Source organism: Serratia sp. BNK-33-b, from assembly GCF_048684565.1.
GTDB lineage: Bacteria > Pseudomonadota > Gammaproteobacteria > Enterobacterales > Enterobacteriaceae > Serratia > Serratia marcescens.
Window position 1 is genome coordinate 1,002,222 of record NZ_JBLQTZ010000001.1, and the last position, 18,283, is coordinate 1,020,504.

Consider the following 18,283-nt stretch of genomic DNA (forward strand, 5'->3'; position numbering starts at 1 on the left):
ACATCAACAGAAAAAACAATGGCGATATGGAACTTCGTGTTCTATATGAACTCCAAGCGAGTGCTTGCTCAGGAAAATAATGTATGGCTGGCAGTACAATTTTACGCGTGGAGACGGATTTGGGGAGAGTTTACCTCGGATGAGCGAGCAGTTAACGGATCAAGTTCTGGTCGAGCGGGTCCAAAAGGGCGACCAGAAGTCGTTTAACCTACTGGTAGTGCGCTATCAGCATAAGGTGGCGAGTCTCGTTTCCCGCTATGTGCCGCAGGGCGATGTGCCCGATGTGGTGCAGGAGTCGTTTATCAAGGCCTATCGCGCACTGGAATCGTTCCGTGGCGACAGCGCTTTTTATACCTGGTTGTATCGAATCGCCGTGAACACGGCAAAGAATTATCTGGTTGCTCAGGGGCGCCGTCCGCCATCCAGTGATGTGGACGCCAACGATGCGGAAAATTACGAAAGTGCGGGCGCACTGAAAGAAATTTCGAACCCTGAGAACTTAATGTTGTCAGAAGAGCTGAGACAGATAGTTTTCCGTACCATTGAGTCGCTCCCTGAGGATCTTCGCATGGCGATTACCCTGCGGGAGTTGGATGGTCTAAGCTACGAAGAGATAGCCGCCATCATGGATTGCCCGGTCGGAACCGTACGTTCGCGTATTTTCCGCGCCCGGGAAGCTATCGATAATAAAGTTCAACCGCTGATCCAGCGTTAGCAATGGCGGGCACAGGAAGGGTACTTAGGCATGCAGAAAGAAAAGCTTTCCGCTCTGATGGATGGTGAATCGTTCGACAGCGAGCTGTTGAGTTCTCTGTCGCAAGATCGAACGCTTCAACAAAGCTGGCAGAGCTATCACCTGATACGTGACACACTGCGAGGTGATGTCGGGCAAGTGATGCATCTCGACATCGCCGATCGCGTCGCCGCTGCACTTGAGAAAGAACCCGCCCGGCTGGTGCCTTCCGCCGTTCAGGAATCTCAGCCGCAGCCTCACACCTGGCAGAAAATGCCGTTCTGGGACAAAGTGCGTCCTTGGGCGAGCCAGATTACGCAAATCGGCATGGCGGCCTGCGTGTCGCTGGCGGTGATCGTCGGCGTGCAGCAGTACAACCAGCCTTCTGCGCCATCGAACGCGTCCGAATCGCCGGCCTTCACCACGCTGCCGATCATGGGCCAGGCCTCGCCGGTCAGCCTGGGCGTACCTGCCGACAGTTTCTCCACCGGCAGCGGCCAACAGCAGCAGGTGCAGGAACAGCGCAAGCGTATCAACGCCATGCTGCAGGACTATGAACTGCAACGTCGCCTGCATTCGGATCAGCTGCAGCTTGAGCAAGGCAACCCGCAACAGGCTGCCATTCAGGTTCCCGGAACTCAGTCTTTAGGAATGCAACAGCAGTAATGAAGCAAATCTGGTTCTCCGTTTGTTTATTGACGGGCAGCCTGCTCTATTCCAGCATCGCCCCGGCGCAGCCAACTGCGTCCGGGGCGTTATTGCAACAGATGAGCAGCGCCAGCCGTTCTCTCAATTACGAGCTCGCCTACATCAGCGTCAGCAAGCAGGGAATCGAGTCGTTGCGCTATCGCCATGCGGTGATCGGCAACGTGCCGCTCGGCCAGCTGCTGCATATGGACGGCCCGCGCCGCGAAGTGTTGCAGCGCGGCGGCGGGATCAGCTACTTCGAACCCGGTCTGGAACCGTTCACGCTCACCGGCGATCACATCGTCGATGCGCTGCCGGCGATCGTCTATGCTGATTTCACTCGTCTGGCGAAGTATTACGACTTCATCTCCGTGGGCAGCACCCGCATCGCCGATCGGCCGTGTGAAGTGCTGCGCGTGGTGGCGCGCGACGGTTCCCGCTACAGCTACATCGTTTGGATGGACGAAGACACCAAGCTGCCGCTGCGGGTGGATCTGCTCGATCGCGACGGCGAAACGCTGGAGCAATATCGGGTGATCTCCTTCGCGGTCGGCGCCGACGTGCAGGGCGCGATGCAGGGGCTGCTCAAAGCCAATTTGCCGCCGCTGCTGTCGCTGCCGGCGGTGGAAAACGTCCAGCTCAGTTGGAGCACCGGCTGGCTGCCGGCCGGCGTGGACGAGGTGGCGCGCAATCGCCGCAAATTGCCGAACGTCGCCGTGCCGGTGGAGTCCCGGCTCTACAGCGACGGTCTGTTCAGCTTCTCGGTCAACGTCAGCCCGGCGGGCAGCGGCGCCGGGCAGCAGTACTACCGTCAGGGGCGCCGCACCATTCAGACCGAAGTGCGCGCGGGCAACGAAATCACGATTGTGGGCGAATTGCCGCCGGCGACGGCCAAGCGCATCGCCGACAGCATTTCTTTCAAGGTATCGCCGTAATGATGAAAGAGTGGGCCACGGTGGTATCGTGGCAACAGGGCGTAGCGCTGCTGCGCTGTGAACCCAAGGCCGGCTGCGGCAGCTGCACCGCGCGCTCCGGCTGTGGCGCGCGTGCGCTGAACGAGCTGGTGCCGGAAACCGAGCATCAGCTGCAGGTACATATCGATCAGCCGCTCGAACCGGGGCAGCGCGTCGAGGTCGGCATCGCGGAAGGCAGCCTGCTGCGCTCCGCCATACTGGTTTACCTGACGCCGCTGCTGGGCATGATGTTGGGCGGCACATTGCTGCAATATTGTTTCGGCAGCGACGCCTCGGCGGCAGTCGGCGCCGTATTGGGCGGTGGTGCGGCCTTTATGCTGGCTCGCCGCTTGGCTCGACGTCTGGGTGAGCAGGCCGATTACCAGCCGGTGGTGCTGCAGATTGGGTTGCCGCCTACCGCGATGCGCATGCAGGCGGAAAACTCCCCGCTGATTTAAACCGATGGTCGCGTCATCGCCGGGTTGTGATAGGCGGGGATGCGGTTGTGGATCATATGCTCCAACAGCGCGATGAACAGATCGGCGCTGAGCAGCGAATCGTAGTTAATCGCGAACAGCACATTTCCCTGGCCATCGAATAAGCGGATGCCGCGCTGCGGATGATTTTCCAACGTGCGGATCTGTTCGATAGGCACGTTTCCCCGTTCCGTCGTCAGCAGGGTGGCGCTCAGCCGCAGCGTTTCGGCCGGCGAGCCTTGCCGCTTGCCGAGCAGCAACTGCCACAGCCAGCGCGCGTCGCCCTCTATGGTGTGAAACGACACCGTCCCCCCCTGATAGAGCGCATTCAGCGCCAGCGGCCCGCGCTGCTGCAGCTGTTGGTCGACGATTACGTCCGCCAATCGCCACGAGTGGGCGACGTTGCTGAAAACCGTGCACCAGGGCTGATCCGCACCGGCGCGGAACGCCGTAACGTCAAACAGCCCGCCAAAAGCCTGGCCGCCGCGAAAGCGATAGATGTCGCTGATCTTCTCAAACGGGATGAAACGCTCTTTGTGATGGTGGCTGTCAAAGACCCGCACGCCGTGCTCGTACAGACGATAAGTCAGCGCCGGACGCAGATAATGCCGCAGCGCCAGCAGCGTACAGCCGAGTAAAATCGTGCCCGCGCCGGCCTGCAACAGCGTGATGACCTGGCTCTCGTCAATGCTGCTCAGCAGCGGCAGCACCAACAGCGCCGCCCCCACACTAAACAGCAGCGCCGCCGCCGCCAGTATGCCCCAGTTGACCTTTGAAAAATCGTGCCGGCTCAGCATTTGCCCTTTATCGATCATAATGCACCTTCCAATCAACGTACGCAGATATGCTGGTGAACCCCGGTGGGCTGCCGATGTAGTGCCCTGAATAATGTTTTGTCGCGGAGCTCATGCCCTTTCTATCCGAGGGACGGTGGTGGCGTATATGGGGTTTTTCCTAAAGGAAGTGGGGCAAAATGAAATTCTAAGAGGTTGATCCAAATATTCTTTTTTTATAATTTCGGAGAGGGTTTATTGCGCTGTGGCCGGTTATGTATTAGTGCCGGAGTTTGACGGCCACGAAGCACCGGCAAGCCTTGGGTTCAGGCCGCATCGTCCGCGTTAACATCTGTTTTCACCCGCTGGGGCGCCCTGTAACATTTAGCGGCGCATAATAGAATGCCTTCACTGCACCGATCGCTAGGTTTTCAGTGGTGTGGCATGTAGAATGCAGCGATTCAGGTGCAAGACGGCCTCACCCATTCACTGTCGCTTTAGGTCCATGCGGGTTTCTATAGGCGAGTAATTCAGAAATACCAAGGCAGAAAAACTTTTATAATGAAGCATATACGAAATTTCTCCATTATTGCCCATATTGACCACGGTAAGTCGACGCTGTCTGACCGCATTATCCAAATCTGCGGCGGCTTGACCGACCGTGAAATGGCTGCGCAGGTGCTCGATTCCATGGATCTGGAGCGCGAGCGCGGCATCACCATCAAGGCGCAGAGCGTGACGCTGGATTATAAAGCGCAGGATGGGCAGACCTATCAGCTTAACTTTATCGACACTCCCGGCCACGTTGACTTCTCCTATGAAGTTTCCCGCTCGCTGGCGGCCTGCGAAGGCGCGCTGCTGGTGGTGGACGCCGGCCAGGGCGTAGAAGCCCAGACGCTGGCCAACTGCTACACCGCGATCGAAATGGATCTGGAAGTGGTGCCGGTGTTGAACAAAATCGACCTGCCGGCCGCCGATCCGGATCGCGCCGCGCAGGAAATCGAAGACATCGTCGGCATCGACGCCACCGATGCCGTGCGCTGCTCGGCCAAAACCGGCGTCGGCGTGCCTGACGTGCTGGAGCGCCTGGTGCGCGACATTCCGCCGCCGCAGGGCGATCCGGATGCGCCGCTGCAGGCGCTGATCATCGACTCCTGGTTCGATAACTACCTGGGCGTCGTGTCGCTGGTGCGCGTCAAGAACGGCACGCTGCGCAAGGGCGACAAGATCAAGGTCATGAGCACCGGCCAGGTGTATAACGCCGATCGTTTGGGCATCTTCACGCCGAAGCAGGTCGATCGCGACGTGCTGAACTGCGGCGAAGTGGGCTGGCTGGTCTGTGCGATCAAAGACATCCTCGGCGCGCCGGTGGGCGATACCCTGACGCAGGCGCGTCAGCCGGCGGATAAAGCGCTGCCGGGCTTCAAGAAAGTGAAGCCGCAGGTGTACGCCGGTCTGTTCCCAATCAGCTCCGACGACTATGAATCTTTCCGTGATGCGCTGGGCAAGTTGAGCCTTAACGACGCTTCCCTGTTCTACGAGCCGGAAAGCTCCACCGCGTTGGGCTTCGGCTTCCGCTGCGGCTTCCTCGGTCTGCTGCACATGGAGATCATTCAGGAGCGTCTGGAGCGTGAATACGATCTGGATCTGATCACCACCGCGCCGACGGTAGTCTACGAAGTGGAAACCACCGGCAAAGAAGTGATCTACGTCGACAGCCCGTCCAAGCTGCCGCCGCTGAACAACATCCAGGAACTGCGCGAGCCGATCGCCGAATGTCACATGCTGATGCCGCAGGAATACCTGGGCAACGTCATCACCCTGTGCGTTGAGAAGCGCGGCGTGCAGACCAACATGGTCTACCACGGCAACCAGGTGGCGCTGACTTATGAAATCCCGATGGCGGAAGTGGTGCTCGACTTCTTCGACCGCCTGAAGTCCACGTCGCGCGGTTATGCGTCGCTGGATTACAACTTCAAGCGCTTCCAGGCCTCCGACATGGTGCGCGTGGACGTGCTGATCAACAACGAGCGCGTGGATGCGCTGGCGCTGATCACCCACCGCGACAACTCGCAGTACCGCGGCCGTGAACTGGTGGAGAAGATGAAAGATCTGATCCCGCGTCAGCAGTTCGACATCGCGATTCAGGCGGCGATCGGCACGCATATCATCGCGCGCTCAACCGTGAAGCAGCTGCGTAAAAACGTGCTGGCGAAATGCTACGGCGGTGACGTCAGCCGTAAGAAAAAGCTGCTGCAGAAACAGAAAGACGGTAAGAAACGCATGAAGCAGGTCGGCAACGTCGAGCTGCCGCAGGAAGCGTTCCTGGCCATTCTGCACGTCGGTAAAGACGGCAAGTAACCGCGACGAGTTCGCGAAACGAGGGAGTTTGCATGGCGAATATGTTTGCCCTGGTCCTGGCGTTGGCCACTCTGGTCACCGGGATCATCTGGTGCTTCGAGCGCTTTAAATGGGCGCCGGCCCGCCGCGCGAAGATCGCGGCGGTCAACGAACAGACCGCGGGCGCCGTCGACGATAAAACGCTGGCGAAAGTGGCGAAGCAGCCTGGTTGGGTAGAGACTGGCGCATCGGTGTTCCCAGTGCTGCTGCTGGTCTTTGTGGTGCGTTCGTTTATTTACGAACCATTCCAGATCCCGTCCGGATCAATGATGCCGACGCTGTTGATTGGCGATTTCATTCTGGTGGAGAAATATGCCTACGGCATTAAAGATCCGATTACCCAGACGACGCTCATTGAAACCGGCCATCCGAAGCGTGGCGATATTGCGGTATTTAAATATCCGCTGGATCCGAAGCTGGATTATATCAAGCGCGTGATTGGCCTGCCGGGCGACCGTATTACTTACGATCCGGTGAATAAGCGCGTCACGGTGCAGCCGTCCTGCAACAGCGGGCAGTCCTGCGATACCGCGCTGGCCGTGACCTACGCCGATGCGCAGCCGAGCGACTTCGTGCAGCTGTTCAGCCGCAGCGGCATGGGCGAGGCCAGCAACGGCTTCTATCAGATCCCGCTGAACGATAACGTGCCGTCGGGCGGCATTCGCATGCGTGAGCGCCAGGAAAGCCTCGGCAACGTTACGCATCGCATCCTGACCGTGCCGGACGCGCAGGATCGGGTGGGCGCTTACTATCAACAGCCGGGCAAACCGTTGGCGGAGTGGGTGGTGCCGGCCGGGCATTACTTCATGATGGGCGACAACCGTGACAACAGCGCGGACAGCCGTTACTGGGGCTTTGTGCCGGAGAAGAATCTGGTGGGCAAAGCCACGGCCATCTGGATGAGCTTTGAAAAACAGGAAGGCGAGTGGCCTACCGGCGTGCGTTTCAGCCGGATCGGCGGCATTCATTAATCGCTGATTTATTCCCTGTCAATTTCACGCCGCAGCCTACTGCGGCGTGAAAGATTAAGGGGATATAAACACAGCATTATGTTTCCACTCGTTGTAGAATACTTTCTCGAGCGATAAAAGTTGGCTCCTGCTGGGAGCCACTGCAAACGAAACAGCTTTGGATCGGCTTTCGGCGAAGCAGGCCTGTTCCGTGTGCTGCAAGTTTTTGACGCATTCTTGATCTATTGGTAACTCATGAACCCCATCGTAATAAACAGGCTGCAGCGGAAGCTGGGCTACACTTTTCAACAGCAGGAGCTTTTACTGCAGGCTTTGACTCACCGCAGCGCCAGCAGTAAACACAATGAACGTCTTGAGTTTCTGGGTGACTCGATTCTGAGCTTTGTCATCGCCAATGCGCTCTATCACCGGTTTCCTCGCGTAGACGAGGGCGACATGAGCCGCATGCGCGCCACGCTGGTGCGCGGCAACACGCTGGCGGAGATGGCGCGCGAGTTTGACCTGGGCGAATGTCTGCGGCTTGGGCCGGGCGAATTGAAAAGTGGTGGGTTCCGCCGCGAGTCAATCCTGGCGGATACGGTGGAGGCATTGATCGGCGGCGTGTTCCTGGACAGCGACATCCAGACCGTCGAGCGCCTGATTTTGGACTGGTATCGCAGCCGGTTGGACGAAATCAGCCCCGGCGATAAGCAGAAAGACCCGAAAACCCGTTTGCAGGAATTTTTGCAGGGGCGTCATCTGCCGTTGCCTTCTTATTTGGTGGTGCAGGTTCGCGGAGAAGCGCACGACCAGGAGTTTACCATCCACTGCCAGGTGAGTGGTTTGAGCGAGCCCGTGGTGGGCACCGGCTCGAGCCGCCGTAAAGCCGAGCAGGCGGCAGCGGAACAAGCGCTGAAAAAGCTGGAGCTTGAATGAGCGAAGTAAAACAACACTGCGGGTTTATCGCCATCGTCGGCCGCCCGAACGTGGGCAAATCGACGTTGCTGAACCAACTGCTGGGGCAGAAGGTTTCCATTACGTCGCGTAAGCCGCAGACGACCCGTCACCGCATCATGGGCATCGACACCGATGGCGCCTATCAGGCGATCTACGTCGATACCCCAGGGCTGCACATCGAAGAAAAACGCGCCATCAACCGTTTGATGAACCGCGCGGCCAGCAGCTCGATCGGCGACGTTGAGCTGGTGATCTTCGTGGTCGAAGGCACCAACTGGACCGCCGACGACGAAATGGTGGTCAACAAGCTGCGCAGCCTGCGTTGCCCGGTACTGCTGGCGATCAACAAGGTCGATAACGTTACCGACAAATCCAAGCTGTTGCCGCATATCGCGTTCCTCAGCCAGCAGATGAATTTCCTCGACGTGGTGCCTATCTCCGCCGAGAAAGGGATGAACGTCGACACCATCGCCGGCATCGTGCGCAAGCTGCTGCCGGAAGCGGAACACCACTTCCCGGAAGATTACATCACCGATCGTTCCCAGCGCTTTATGGCGTCTGAGATCATCCGCGAGAAGTTGATGCGTTTCCTGGGCGAAGAGCTGCCGTACTCGGTGACGGTAGAAATCGAACAATTCGTGGCCAACGATCGCGGCGGCTACGATGTGCACGGCCTGATCCTGGTTGAGCGCGAAGGCCAGAAGAAAATGGTCATCGGCAACAAGGGCGCCAAGATCAAAACCATCGGCATCGAAGCGCGCCAGGACATGGAACAGATGTTCGACGCTAAAGTGCATCTCGAGCTGTGGGTGAAAGTGAAATCCGGTTGGGCGGACGACGAACGTGCGCTGCGCAGCCTGGGCTATGTTGACGATCTGAAGTAACGATCCGTGGACGGCTGGGAGCGCGCTTTCGTCCTGCATGGGCGGCCGTACAGTGAAACCAGTCTGATGCTGGATCTGTTTACCGAAGGTCATGGGCGGGTGCGCTTGCTGGCAAAAGGCGCGCGCAGCCGCCGCTCCAATCTGAAGGGTTGCCTGCAACCCTTTACCCCCCTGTTAGTGCGCTGGGGCGGTCGCGGCGAAGTGAAAACGCTGCGCAACGCCGAAGCGGTCTCTCTCGGTTTACCCCTCAGCGGCATGATGCTTTACAGCGGCCTGTACGTGAACGAACTGCTGGCGCGCGTGCTGGAGCAGGAAACCAACTACTCGGTGCTGTTCTTCGACTACTTGCAATGCCTGCAGGCGCTGGCGGCGGAAGACACTTCACCGGAACAGGCGCTGCGCCAGTTCGAGCTGGCTTTGTTGCATCATCTCGGCTACGGCCTCGATTTTCTGCACTGCGCCGGCAGCGGCCTGCCGGTGGATGACGCCATGACCTACCGCTACCGCGAAGAGAAAGGCTTTATCGCCAGCCTGGTGGTGGATCATTACAGCTTCACCGGGCGCGAACTGCGCGCGCTGGCGGAACGGCAGTTTCCCGATGCCGAGACGCTGCGCGCCGCCAAGCGCTTCACCCGCATGGCGCTGAAGCCCTACCTCGGCGGCAAGCCGTTGAAGAGCCGCGAACTGTTCCGCCAATTCGTGCGCAAACAGCCGAATACGCCGGTCGACGACGCCTGACCTTTTCCCCTTTTGCCGCCCTGCGCCCGCGTGTAAACTGCTGGCACTGAAAATCGTATTTAGAGGTTGTCATGGCTGATTTGCTGCTGGGCGTCAATATCGATCACATCGCCACGTTACGTAACGCGCGCGGAACCCAATACCCGGATCCGGTTCAGGCGGCATTCATTGCCGAACAGGCGGGAGCCGACGGCATTACCGTGCATCTGCGCGAAGATCGCCGCCATATCACCGACCGCGACGTGCGCTTGCTGCGCCAGACCATCCAGACGCGCATGAACCTGGAGATGGCGGTGACCGACGAGATGCTGGACATCGCCATTGAGCTGCAGCCGCATTTCTGCTGCCTGGTGCCGGAAAAACGCGAGGAAGTGACCACCGAAGGCGGCCTGGACGTCGCCGGCCAGCTGGACAAAATGAGCGTGGCGGTTGAGCGCCTGGCGCAGGCGGGCATTCTGGTTTCGCTGTTCATCGATCCCGATCATCGCCAGATCGACGCGGCGGTGGCGGTGGGCGCCCCTTACATCGAAATCCACACCGGCGCCTACGCGGAAGCGCAGGGCGAGCTGGCGGTACAGGCCGAGCTGCGCCGCATCGCGGTCGCCGCCGCCTACGCGGCCGAGAAGGGGCTGAAGGTTAACGCCGGCCACGGCCTGACCTACCATAACGTGCAGCCGATCGCCGCGCTGCCGGAAATGCACGAGCTGAACATCGGCCATGCGATTATCGGCCAGGCGGTGATGAGCGGGCTGCCGGCCGCGGTTGCCGACATGAAAGTGTTGATGCGGGAAGCGCGCCGGTAATGGCGGTGCTCGGGCTGGGTACCGACATCGTCGAGATGGCGCGTATCGAAGCGGTGGTGGAGCGCAGCGGCGATCGTCTGGCGCGCCGGGTGCTGAGCGACGCCGAGTGGGCGCTGTATCAGCAGCACCAGCAGCCGATCCGCTTTCTGGCCAAACGTTTCGCGGTGAAAGAGGCCGCCGCCAAGGCGTTCGGCACCGGCATTCGCAACGGCCTGGCGTTCAACCAGTTCGAGGTGTTCAACGATGCGTTGGGCAAACCGAATATTCGTTTGCACGGCCGCGCCGCCGAGCTGGCGGGGGAGATGGGGGTCACCGCGATCCACGTTTCGCTGGCCGATGAAAGGCGCTATGCCTGCGCGACGGTGATCGTCGAAAGCTGAAAATAGAAAGGGCGCCCTGCGGCGCCCTTGTCAGTCCTGCGGCGGGTTAAATGCGATCGGCGTGGTGCAACACCACGAACTTGTCCCACAGCTGTTCGTTGGTCTCACGATGCTGCGGATCGGTGATAATGGTGTTGTCGATGGGGCAGACCTGCTGACAGGTTGGCGTATCGTAATGGCCAACGCACTCGGTGCAGCGATCGGTATCGATCTGGTAGATCTCATCGCCCATCGAAATCGCCTGGTTCGGGCATTCCGGCTCGCACATGTCGCAGTTGATGCATTTGCGTGTGATTAGCAGGGCCATGACGTATCTCTCATTATTAACAGGGGTATTTTTCGCAGCGGCGATTATACCGGTTAAACCAACTTTTTCATCAATTGTTCGCTGTGCTTGATGCGATCGCGGGCATGATCGAGATCGTGCTGGATCAGGGCCATAAACAACAGGTCGGTGAGGGCGAACTGGGCCGTGCTGGAGGAGATGGCCGCGCTGCGGGTATGGGGCTCTTCGGCGATGGTATAGAGGCAGTGGTCCGCGCGCTGCTGCAGACCATTGGGCGAGAAGCTGGTCAGCGCCAGCACCCTGGCGCCGGCCTGGCGCGCCTCTTCCGCCGCCAGATTGATTTCACGCCGTTCGCCGCTAAAGGAGATAGCCAGCAGCAGATCGCGCTTGTCCAGCGCCTGCACCGCCGCCAACTGGACGTGCATGTCCGCTTCGGCCACCGCCATCACGCCGATTTTCAGCAGCTTGAAGGAAAAATCCTTGGCCACCAGCCCGGAGGCGCCGATGCCGATCAGCATCACCCGGCGCGCCTGGCGCAGCATGTCCAGCGCCTGATGCAGCCGTTCTTCGCTGTTGATGTCCAGCGTCGCGCGCAGCGCCGCCTGCTTTTCCGCCAGCAGCTTTTCACCGACGGTTTTCAGCGTGTCGCTGCTGAGGATGTGGTTGTGAACGGTCACTACCGGTTCAACCTGTGGCTGAGCCAGCGTCTCGCTCAGCGCCAGCTTCAGCGCCGGGAAACCTTTATAGCCCAGTTTTTGGGCGAACTTCACCACGCTCGACTGGCTGATGCCGGCCAACTGGGCCAGCTTTTGCGAGCTGAGATGGCGCGCCTGCTCGGCGTTATTCAGCAGAAAGTCCGCCAGCTTGCGGTCGTTTTGCGCCAGTGTCGGATACATCTGGCGAATGCGCAGAAGGGTACTCATTGTTCTTTCCCTGGAAACCAGCGGCCATTTTGCCATGCAGAGGGCGAAAACGCGCGGTGAAAATTTTTGTGAGCTCACCGTTAAAATAGCAAATAGCGCTCGCTTTGTTGAATAAAATATTCAAATATTGATTAAGTTTTGTGAATTAAAAATTCAAAGGTGAACAGATGAACTTAGGCGCACTGGTATCGGAAACCCGCAACCCGGCCACCATGGGGCTGGATGAAATGTCGACGCTGGACATGGTCCGTTGCTTTAACCAGGAAGATCGCAAGGTGCCGGAGGCGATTGAACAGGTGCTGCCGGCGATTGCGCAGGCGGTCGATTTGGCCGCGGCGGCGTTGAAGGCCGGCGGCCGGTTGATTTATTTGGGCGCCGGCACCAGCGGCCGCCTGGGCGTATTGGATGCCTCCGAGTGCCCGCCGACCTTCGGCGTGCCGCACGGCGTGGTGGTGGGGCTGATCGCCGGCGGGCCGGGCGCGCTGCTCAAAGCGGTGGAGGGGGCGGAAGATGACGAGACCCTGGGCGAAGCCGATCTCCGGGCGCTGAACCTCACCGCCATCGATATGGTGGTGGGGCTGGCGGCCTCGGGGCGCACGCCCTACGTGATCGGCGCGCTGCGCTATGCGCGCGGGCTGGGTTGCCCGACGGCGGCCATCTCCTGCAACCCGGATTCGCCGATTGCGCACGAAGCGCAGGTGGCGATTTCGCCGGTGGTGGGGCCGGAGGCGCTGACCGGTTCGACGCGCCTGAAATCCGGCACTGCGCAGAAACTGGTGCTCAACATGCTGTCGACCGGCGCGATGGTCAAACTTGGCAAGGTCTACCAGAACCTGATGGTGGACGTGAAGGCCACCAACGTCAAACTGGTGGATCGCGCCTGCCGCATCGTGGTGGAGGCCACCGGCGCCGAACGCGCTCAGGCGGAAGCGGCGCTGGCGCAGACCGGCTTTGAGGTTAAACCGGCGATCCTGATGCTTTTGGCCGGCGTCAGCGCCGAAGAGGCGCAGCAGCGGCTGCAGCGGCACGATGGCTACCTGCGCGCGGCGCTGGCGCGTTAATTCACGGTGGGGGCGGCGATGGACAAGACAACGGCATTGGCGACACAGATCCTGGCGGGCGTGGGGGGCGAGGGCAATATCCTCAAACTGGAGAACTGCATGACGCGGGTGCGCGTCGAAGTCAGCGACGAGCAGCGTCTGGATCTGGCCGCTCTCAAGCAGTTGCCCGGCGTGAAGGGCTATATCAAACAGGGTGAGCGGCATCAGTTTATCGTCGGCCCGGGCGCCGCCGCCAAGGTGGTGGACGCCATGCGCGGGCTGTTGAGCGGCAGCGCGCAGCCCGCCGTCGGTGACGCCGCCCGCACCAAGGCGCAGGCCAAGCAAAAATACGCTGCGCCGATGAGCGGCGCGCTGAAAAAGCTGGCCGACGTTTTTATTCCGCTGATCCCGGCGTTTATCGCCTCGGGCCTGATCACCGGCATCATCAACCTGCTGAAACGGCCCGACATCGCCGGTCAACTGGCCGTGGACTACCCGAACGCGCTGGGGCTGCTGGCGATCTTCGGCAGCGCGGTGTTCGCCATCATGAACATTCTGGTCGGGGTCAACGCCGCGCGGGTATTCGGCGGCTCGCAGGCGATGGGCGGCGTGATGGCCGGCATTCTCTCCAGCCCGGCGCTGGCGCAGATCACGTTGTTCGGGGAGGCGCTGCAGCCGGGGCGCGGCGGGGTGATCGCCGTGCTGCTGGTGGTGGCGTTGATGTGCTGGGTGGAGAAACGCCTGCGCACGCTGTTGCCGGAGTCGGTCGAGCTGATCCTTAACCCGCTGCTGACCACGCTGGTCACCGCCTCATTGGCGATCCTGATCCTGCAGCCGATCGGGGGTTATATTTCCGATGCCATTGCCCACGGCGCCAATCTGGCGATCGACAAGGGCGGGCTGCTGGTGGGGGCGCTGCTCTCGGGGCTGTTCCTGCCGCTGGTGCTCTCCGGCCTGCATCAGGGGCTGGTGCCGATCCACGTCGAGCTGGTGCAGGCGCACGGTTCCAACCCGCTGTTGCCGATCCTGGCGATGGCCGGCGTCGGGCAGGTGGGGGCGGCGTTGGCGGTGCTGTTGAAAACCCGCAACGCGCGGCTGAAGCAGGTGATCAAAGGGGCATTGCCGGTCGGCATTCTCGGCATCGGCGAGCCGCTGATCTTCGGGGTGACGCTGCCGCTGGGCCGGCCGTTTATCGGCGCCTGCCTCGGCGGCGCGGTCGGCGGCGCGTTAATCAGCTACTGGAAGGTGGCGACGGTCATCACCTTCGGCATTTCGGGGCTGCCTTTGGCGTTGACCATCGTCTCAGGTAAGGTGATGCTGTATCTGGCGGGGATGTTGATTACGATTATCGCCGGTTTTCTCTTCACCTGGATGATGGGGTTCAACGATCCCGAGGAGTAGCGTTTGAGCGACAAGCAGCAACAACCGGCCGCAGAGGGGCGCCGCGTGGTCTTTTTTGATCTGGACGGCACCCTGCATCAGGAGGATATGTTCGGCAGTTTCTTGCGCTTTCTGCTGCGCCGCTTACCGCTGAACCTGTTGCTGGTGATACCGCTGCTGCCGCCGATCGGGGTGGCGCTGCTGCTGCTGGGGCGCGCCGCGCGTTGGCCGATGAGCCTGCTGCTGTGGGCGATCACTTTCGGGCGCTCCGAAGCGACGCTGAAGGCGCTGGAGCGGCAGTTTATCGAGGCTTTCCGCCAGAAGGTGACCGCGTTTCCGGTGGTGCAAATGCGGCTGCGGCAGTATTTGGATGAGCACGATGCCGAGGTGTGGCTGATTACCGGCTCGCCGGAGCAACTGGTGGCGCAGGTGTATCGGGATTCGGCGTTTCTGCCGCGGGTGCGGTTGATCGGCAGCCGCATCACGCGACGCTGCGGCGGTTGGGTCTTGACCTTGCGCTGCCTGGGGGCGCAGAAAGTGGTGCAGTTGGAACAGCGGCTCGGCGCGCCGCTGAAGCTTTACAGCGGTTACAGCGACAGCAAGCAGGATAACCCGCTGCTGTTTTTTTGCGAGCACCGTTGGCGGGTGAGCAAGGAGGGCGAGCTGCAGCAGCTGGAATAAACAAAGGGCGGAGAATTCCGCCCTTTGCTGTTACCGCTGCCGCGATCAGTCGTCGGTTACGTCGTGCGGTTTGCGTCCGAGCTGCCAAATCTTCTCCGCATAATGCCCCAGCGCCCACAGGCTCAGGCCGAGCAGCGCGAAGAAAATCGTCTTCGGCATGCTGTCCCAGAAAAACTCGAACAGGCGGGTGTACAGGTTGATGCCGAGGAAGGTCAGCCCGAAACCGCGCAGCATGGCGTCGTCATGCTTCAACCCCAGCCAGATGGCGGCGAAGGCGGCCAGCCCGAACAGCAGGCTCCAGTGGAACAGCTCAATCTGGCGCGCGCGGTACCAGCTGTCGAGATCGCCGTAGTTGCCGAAGATGGACAGCAGCCACAGCGCGATGAACAGGTACAGCAGGCCCATCGCCAGCGACACCCGCTGCAGGCCGCGCTGCGCCAATAGCGGCCGCAGCAGCAATGCGGCGGCGATCAGCACCGCGCCGAAGGCGATAAAGCGAATCGGGTAGCTCATGCCGAGCCAGTAGGCGCCCCAGCCGGACAGGTAGCCGGTCTCTGCGCCGAAGGCATTGCCGAGCGACAGCAGGGCGAACCACCACACCAGCCCGGAGCGGCTGAACCAGCCGATAGCGCCGTACAGCAGCGCGGCGACCAGCAGCAGTACGGAAACCCGGCCGCTGCCGTTATCCAGCCAGACCCCCAACTGCCATAAGGCGCAGGCGGTAAGCAACACGGCGACAAACAATGCCGCCTCGTTGCCGTAGCGTTTTTCCGGGTGCCGTTGGCGGCGGCGTAGCGCCCAGACGTAGGCCAGCGCCGCCAACACCCCGGCGATCGCCATGCGTACCGGCGCGTCGAAGCGGAACAGTTCGCTCAGCCATGCAAGCAGTGCGCTGTCGGCGAACAGGCTGGTGACGGCGATCAGCAGCGAGGCCAGCGCGGCGAGAAACGCATAGCGCGCCAGCCGCCGCCAGTCGAAAGGTTGTACGTCCACATGCAGCAGCAACTGCTGCCGTTGTTCGGGCGTCATGGCGCCTTCCCCAACCCAGCCGTCCAGCGCCTTGCGCACCACGACGGCGTTCTTTTTACTGAGTTTCATGCTTCTTGTCCCTGAACCACATGCTGATTCGGCCAGTATAGCCATTGGCGGGCGGCTACGACAAAGGGAGGCTAGTGTGTATAATGCCCGCCGCAAAAGCGCACGAGGAATTATGCGATGACTGAATATAACGATGAGTACTGGATGCGTCAGGCATTGCAGCTGGCCCTGCGCGCGCAGGAAGAGGGCGAGGTGCCGGTGGGTGCGCTGCTGGTGCTGGACAATCAGGTCATCGGCGAGGGCTGGAACCGCCCGATCGGCCGACACGATCCTACCGCGCACGCCGAGATCATGGCGCTGCGCCAGGGCGGCGCGGTGCTGCAAAACTACCGCTTGTTGAACGCCACGCTGTACGTCACGCTGGAGCCCTGCGTGATGTGCGCCGGCGCGATGGTGCACAGCCGTATCCGCCGGTTGGTGTATGGCGCCGCCGACGAGAAAACCGGCGCGGCCGGTTCGCTGGTGGACATTCTGCGCCATCCGGGCATGAACCATCAGGTGGAGATCGTCTCGGGCGTGCTGGCGGACGAATGCGCCGCCACCCTGAGCAATTTCTTCCGCCTGCGCCGCGAACAAAAAAAAGCGCTCAGGCTGGCGCAGCGGGCGGCGGATAAGCCGGAATAATCAGTAGTTGAGCGCCAGTTCCGGCATCACCGTCGGATAGCCTTTCCCCAACGTCTCCTGCTCGGCGGCCGCTTGCGCCGCCTTTCTCTCTTTTTCCTGCAGATAGCCCACCAGGCTGACCTGATAGCGGCGGATATTTTCTACATAGTTGTAGGCTTCACGCCCGCGCGCATAGCCGTAGGTCAACTGCGGGTAGTAGCGCTTTTGGCTGAGCATCGGCAGGCGTTGTTTGACGTCGACCCAGCTGTCCGGGTTGCCTTTTTGCGTCTTGGTCAGCTTGCGCGCGTCCAGCATGTGGCCCCAGCCCATGTTGTAGGCCGCCAGCGAGAACCAGATACGCTCGTCTTCCGGCACGCTGTCCGGCACCTTGGCCATCAGCCGCTGCAGGTAGAGCGCGCCGCCCTGAATGCTCTCTTCCGGATCGAGGCGGTCGTTGACCCCCAGGCCGTCGGCGGTGGCGCGGGTCAGCATCATCAGGCCGCGCACGCCGGTGGGGGAGGTGGCCTGCGGATTCCAGTGCGATTCCTGATAGGCGATGGCCGCCAGCAGCTTCCAGTCGATCTCGTTGGCGTGCTTCTCGAACAGCGGGCGGAAGTTGGGCAGCACCGAGTCGATGGCCGACAGGAAGGTTTTGGTGTCCACATAGTCGAAACTGCCGACGTGGCCGAGGTACTTCTCTTCCAGCCGCGCCAGGGTGCCGTCGTCCACCATCTGGCTGTAGAAATCCAGCATCGCCGCGTACAGACTGTCGTCGCCGTCGCGTTTCAGATACCAGGTGACCGGCTCTTCGTCGGTGACGTCGAACGCCACCGCCAGCTGCGGATGGATGCGCTGCAGCAGCGCGATGGTCACCGAATCGCCGAGGGTGTAGTCCAGCTTGCCGTCGGCCACCCGTTCCAGCAGCTCTTTGGAGGTGAGATCGCTGGAGGACTCCCAGGCGAGATCCGGGTATTTATCCTGCTTGAGCTGTTTTAGCGTGCTGACGTGCGCGGAACCGGAGGCGACCGCCAGCTTGCCTTTGATGTCGGCGAAGCTTTTCGGCCGCGGGGTGCCCAGCCGGTACACCAGCTGTTGGGAAACAGAATAGTAGGCCGGGCCGGTGCGCGCACGGCTGAGGCGTTCCTGGTTGTAGATAAGGCCCGCCGCCAGCAGGTCGGCGTCGTCGTCGTCCAGATCGTCGAACAGGTCATTGATGTTCTGATGGGGGATCACCACCAGCTTCACCCCTAGGTAGTTGGCGAAGCGCTTGGCCAGTTCGTAGTCGAGCCCACCCGGCCCTTGCTTGGTGTTGAAATAGGTCAGCGGTGAATTCAGCGTGCTGATGCGCAACTCGCCGCGGGAAATGATCTCCTGGAGTTGCCCGCCCTGGCCGCTGCGCCAGGTGATATTGGGCCACAGCGCGAGAGCCAGAAGCAGGGTGACAACGCCGATGAGGATGTAGTTTATTTTAAGACGTTTCAAATAGTTATCCAGTGGTGGCACAGGTACACCGGCGACGACAACCGCGACTTTTCTCA

General features: G+C 60.9%; 20 protein-coding genes. 15 read left to right on the forward strand and 5 right to left on the reverse strand.

What is annotated here, in order from left to right; all coding sequences use genetic code 11:
- The first annotated feature begins 139 nt into the window (after nucleotides 1-139).
- Genes rpoE through rseC form a run of 4 tightly spaced genes read left to right on the forward strand, consistent with a single transcriptional unit; the run spans nucleotide 140 to nucleotide 2,831 of the window.
- Complete coding sequence (gene rpoE / locus ACMGGK_RS04695; protein WP_004929136.1) at nucleotides 140-715, forward strand: RNA polymerase sigma factor RpoE; 576 nt, start codon at nucleotides 140-142, stop codon at nucleotides 713-715.
- A gap of 30 nt (nucleotides 716-745) precedes the next feature.
- Nucleotides 746-1,399 carry an anti-sigma-E factor RseA gene (gene rseA, locus ACMGGK_RS04700; protein WP_016929795.1) on the forward strand — a complete coding sequence of 218 codons (654 nt, stop codon included), beginning with the start codon at nucleotides 746-748 and terminating at the stop codon, nucleotides 1,397-1,399.
- Nucleotides 1,399-2,355, forward strand: a complete 957-nt coding sequence (rseB, locus tag ACMGGK_RS04705; RefSeq protein ID WP_016929794.1) for a sigma-E factor regulatory protein RseB — start codon at nucleotides 1,399-1,401, stop codon at nucleotides 2,353-2,355. The genes rseA and rseB overlap by 1 nt, the downstream gene beginning before the upstream one ends.
- The gene (gene rseC, locus ACMGGK_RS04710; protein WP_420276720.1) at nucleotides 2,355-2,831 is read left to right on the forward strand and encodes a SoxR-reducing system protein RseC; all 477 of its coding nucleotides are present in this window, start codon (nucleotides 2,355-2,357) and stop codon (nucleotides 2,829-2,831) included. The genes rseB and rseC overlap by 1 nt, the downstream gene beginning before the upstream one ends.
- On the opposite strand, the gene ACMGGK_RS04715 is transcribed toward rseC, so the two are convergent.
- Nucleotides 2,828-3,664 (reverse strand): hypothetical protein, encoded by an 837-nt coding sequence (locus ACMGGK_RS04715; protein WP_420276721.1) that lies wholly within the window; start codon nucleotides 3,662-3,664, stop codon nucleotides 2,828-2,830. The two genes, rseC and ACMGGK_RS04715, sit on opposite strands and share 4 nt — an antisense overlap.
- 519 nt (nucleotides 3,665-4,183) lie before the next feature.
- Here ACMGGK_RS04715 and lepA point away from each other — a divergent pair.
- The 7 genes from lepA to acpS all read left to right on the forward strand — a co-directional run bounded on the left by lepA (nucleotide 4,184) and on the right by acpS (nucleotide 10,734).
- Nucleotides 4,184-5,983, forward strand: a complete 1,800-nt coding sequence (gene lepA / locus ACMGGK_RS04720; RefSeq protein WP_004929150.1) for a translation elongation factor 4 — start codon at nucleotides 4,184-4,186, stop codon at nucleotides 5,981-5,983.
- Nucleotides 5,984-6,015: 32 nt separating this feature from the next.
- Complete coding sequence (lepB, locus tag ACMGGK_RS04725) at nucleotides 6,016-6,993, forward strand: signal peptidase I (protein ID WP_016929791.1); 978 nt, start codon at nucleotides 6,016-6,018, stop codon at nucleotides 6,991-6,993.
- A gap of 234 nt (nucleotides 6,994-7,227) precedes the next feature.
- The gene (rnc, locus tag ACMGGK_RS04730; protein WP_004929158.1) at nucleotides 7,228-7,908 is read left to right on the forward strand and encodes a ribonuclease III; all 681 of its coding nucleotides are present in this window, start codon (nucleotides 7,228-7,230) and stop codon (nucleotides 7,906-7,908) included.
- The gene (gene era, locus ACMGGK_RS04735; protein ID WP_004929162.1) at nucleotides 7,905-8,813 is read left to right on the forward strand and encodes a GTPase Era; all 909 of its coding nucleotides are present in this window, start codon (nucleotides 7,905-7,907) and stop codon (nucleotides 8,811-8,813) included. Before rnc ends, era begins: the two co-directional genes overlap by 4 nt.
- 6 nt (nucleotides 8,814-8,819) lie before the next feature.
- On the forward strand, nucleotides 8,820-9,551 hold the full coding sequence (gene recO, locus ACMGGK_RS04740; RefSeq protein WP_193843036.1) for a DNA repair protein RecO: 732 nt from the start codon (nucleotides 8,820-8,822) through the stop codon (nucleotides 9,549-9,551).
- A 71-nt stretch (nucleotides 9,552-9,622) separates the two neighbouring features.
- Nucleotides 9,623-10,354 carry a pyridoxine 5'-phosphate synthase gene (gene pdxJ, locus ACMGGK_RS04745; protein WP_016929790.1) on the forward strand — a complete coding sequence of 244 codons (732 nt, stop codon included), beginning with the start codon at nucleotides 9,623-9,625 and terminating at the stop codon, nucleotides 10,352-10,354.
- Nucleotides 10,354-10,734: a holo-ACP synthase gene (gene acpS / locus ACMGGK_RS04750; protein WP_004929169.1), complete on the forward strand. Its 381-nt coding sequence runs from the start codon at nucleotides 10,354-10,356 to the stop codon at nucleotides 10,732-10,734. The genes pdxJ and acpS overlap by 1 nt, the downstream gene beginning before the upstream one ends.
- Before the next feature lie 46 nt (nucleotides 10,735-10,780).
- On the opposite strand, the gene ACMGGK_RS04755 is transcribed toward acpS, so the two are convergent.
- Both ACMGGK_RS04755 and ACMGGK_RS04760 read right to left on the reverse strand, forming a co-directional pair.
- Nucleotides 10,781-11,041: a YfhL family 4Fe-4S dicluster ferredoxin gene (locus ACMGGK_RS04755; protein ID WP_033632309.1), complete on the reverse strand. Its 261-nt coding sequence runs from the start codon at nucleotides 11,039-11,041 to the stop codon at nucleotides 10,781-10,783.
- Nucleotides 11,042-11,094: 53 nt separating this feature from the next.
- Nucleotides 11,095-11,943, reverse strand: a complete 849-nt coding sequence (locus tag ACMGGK_RS04760) for a MurR/RpiR family transcriptional regulator (RefSeq protein ID WP_033639602.1) — start codon at nucleotides 11,941-11,943, stop codon at nucleotides 11,095-11,097.
- Nucleotides 11,944-12,110: 167 nt separating this feature from the next.
- Between ACMGGK_RS04760 and murQ the strand changes: the two genes are divergently transcribed.
- Genes murQ through yfhb form a run of 3 tightly spaced genes read left to right on the forward strand, consistent with a single transcriptional unit; the run spans nucleotide 12,111 to nucleotide 15,044 of the window.
- Nucleotides 12,111-13,004: an N-acetylmuramic acid 6-phosphate etherase gene (gene murQ, locus ACMGGK_RS04765; RefSeq protein WP_016929787.1), complete on the forward strand. Its 894-nt coding sequence runs from the start codon at nucleotides 12,111-12,113 to the stop codon at nucleotides 13,002-13,004.
- Nucleotides 13,005-13,022: 18 nt separating this feature from the next.
- Nucleotides 13,023-14,384 (forward strand): PTS transporter subunit EIIC, encoded by a 1,362-nt coding sequence (locus ACMGGK_RS04770; RefSeq protein ID WP_420278063.1) that lies wholly within the window; start codon nucleotides 13,023-13,025, stop codon nucleotides 14,382-14,384.
- 3 nt (nucleotides 14,385-14,387) lie between these two features.
- Nucleotides 14,388-15,044, forward strand: coding sequence for a phosphatidylglycerophosphatase C (yfhb, locus tag ACMGGK_RS04775; protein WP_420276722.1), 657 nt, complete (start codon nucleotides 14,388-14,390; stop codon nucleotides 15,042-15,044).
- A gap of 45 nt (nucleotides 15,045-15,089) precedes the next feature.
- Here the strand turns inward: yfhb and ACMGGK_RS04780 are convergent, their stop codons facing one another.
- Entirely contained in the window at nucleotides 15,090-16,142 is a 1,053-nt protein-coding gene (locus ACMGGK_RS04780; protein ID WP_049299987.1) for a DUF2157 domain-containing protein, read from the reverse strand.
- Nucleotides 16,143-16,259: 117 nt separating this feature from the next.
- Between ACMGGK_RS04780 and tadA the strand changes: the two genes are divergently transcribed.
- Complete coding sequence (gene tadA, locus ACMGGK_RS04785; protein ID WP_015378796.1) at nucleotides 16,260-16,766, forward strand: tRNA adenosine(34) deaminase TadA; 507 nt, start codon at nucleotides 16,260-16,262, stop codon at nucleotides 16,764-16,766.
- Here tadA and mltF read toward each other — a convergent pair whose 3' ends face one another.
- Nucleotides 16,767-18,227 carry a membrane-bound lytic murein transglycosylase MltF gene (mltF, locus tag ACMGGK_RS04790; RefSeq protein ID WP_420276723.1) on the reverse strand — a complete coding sequence of 487 codons (1,461 nt, stop codon included), beginning with the start codon at nucleotides 18,225-18,227 and terminating at the stop codon, nucleotides 16,767-16,769.
- Nucleotides 18,228-18,283: the final 56 nt, after the last annotated feature.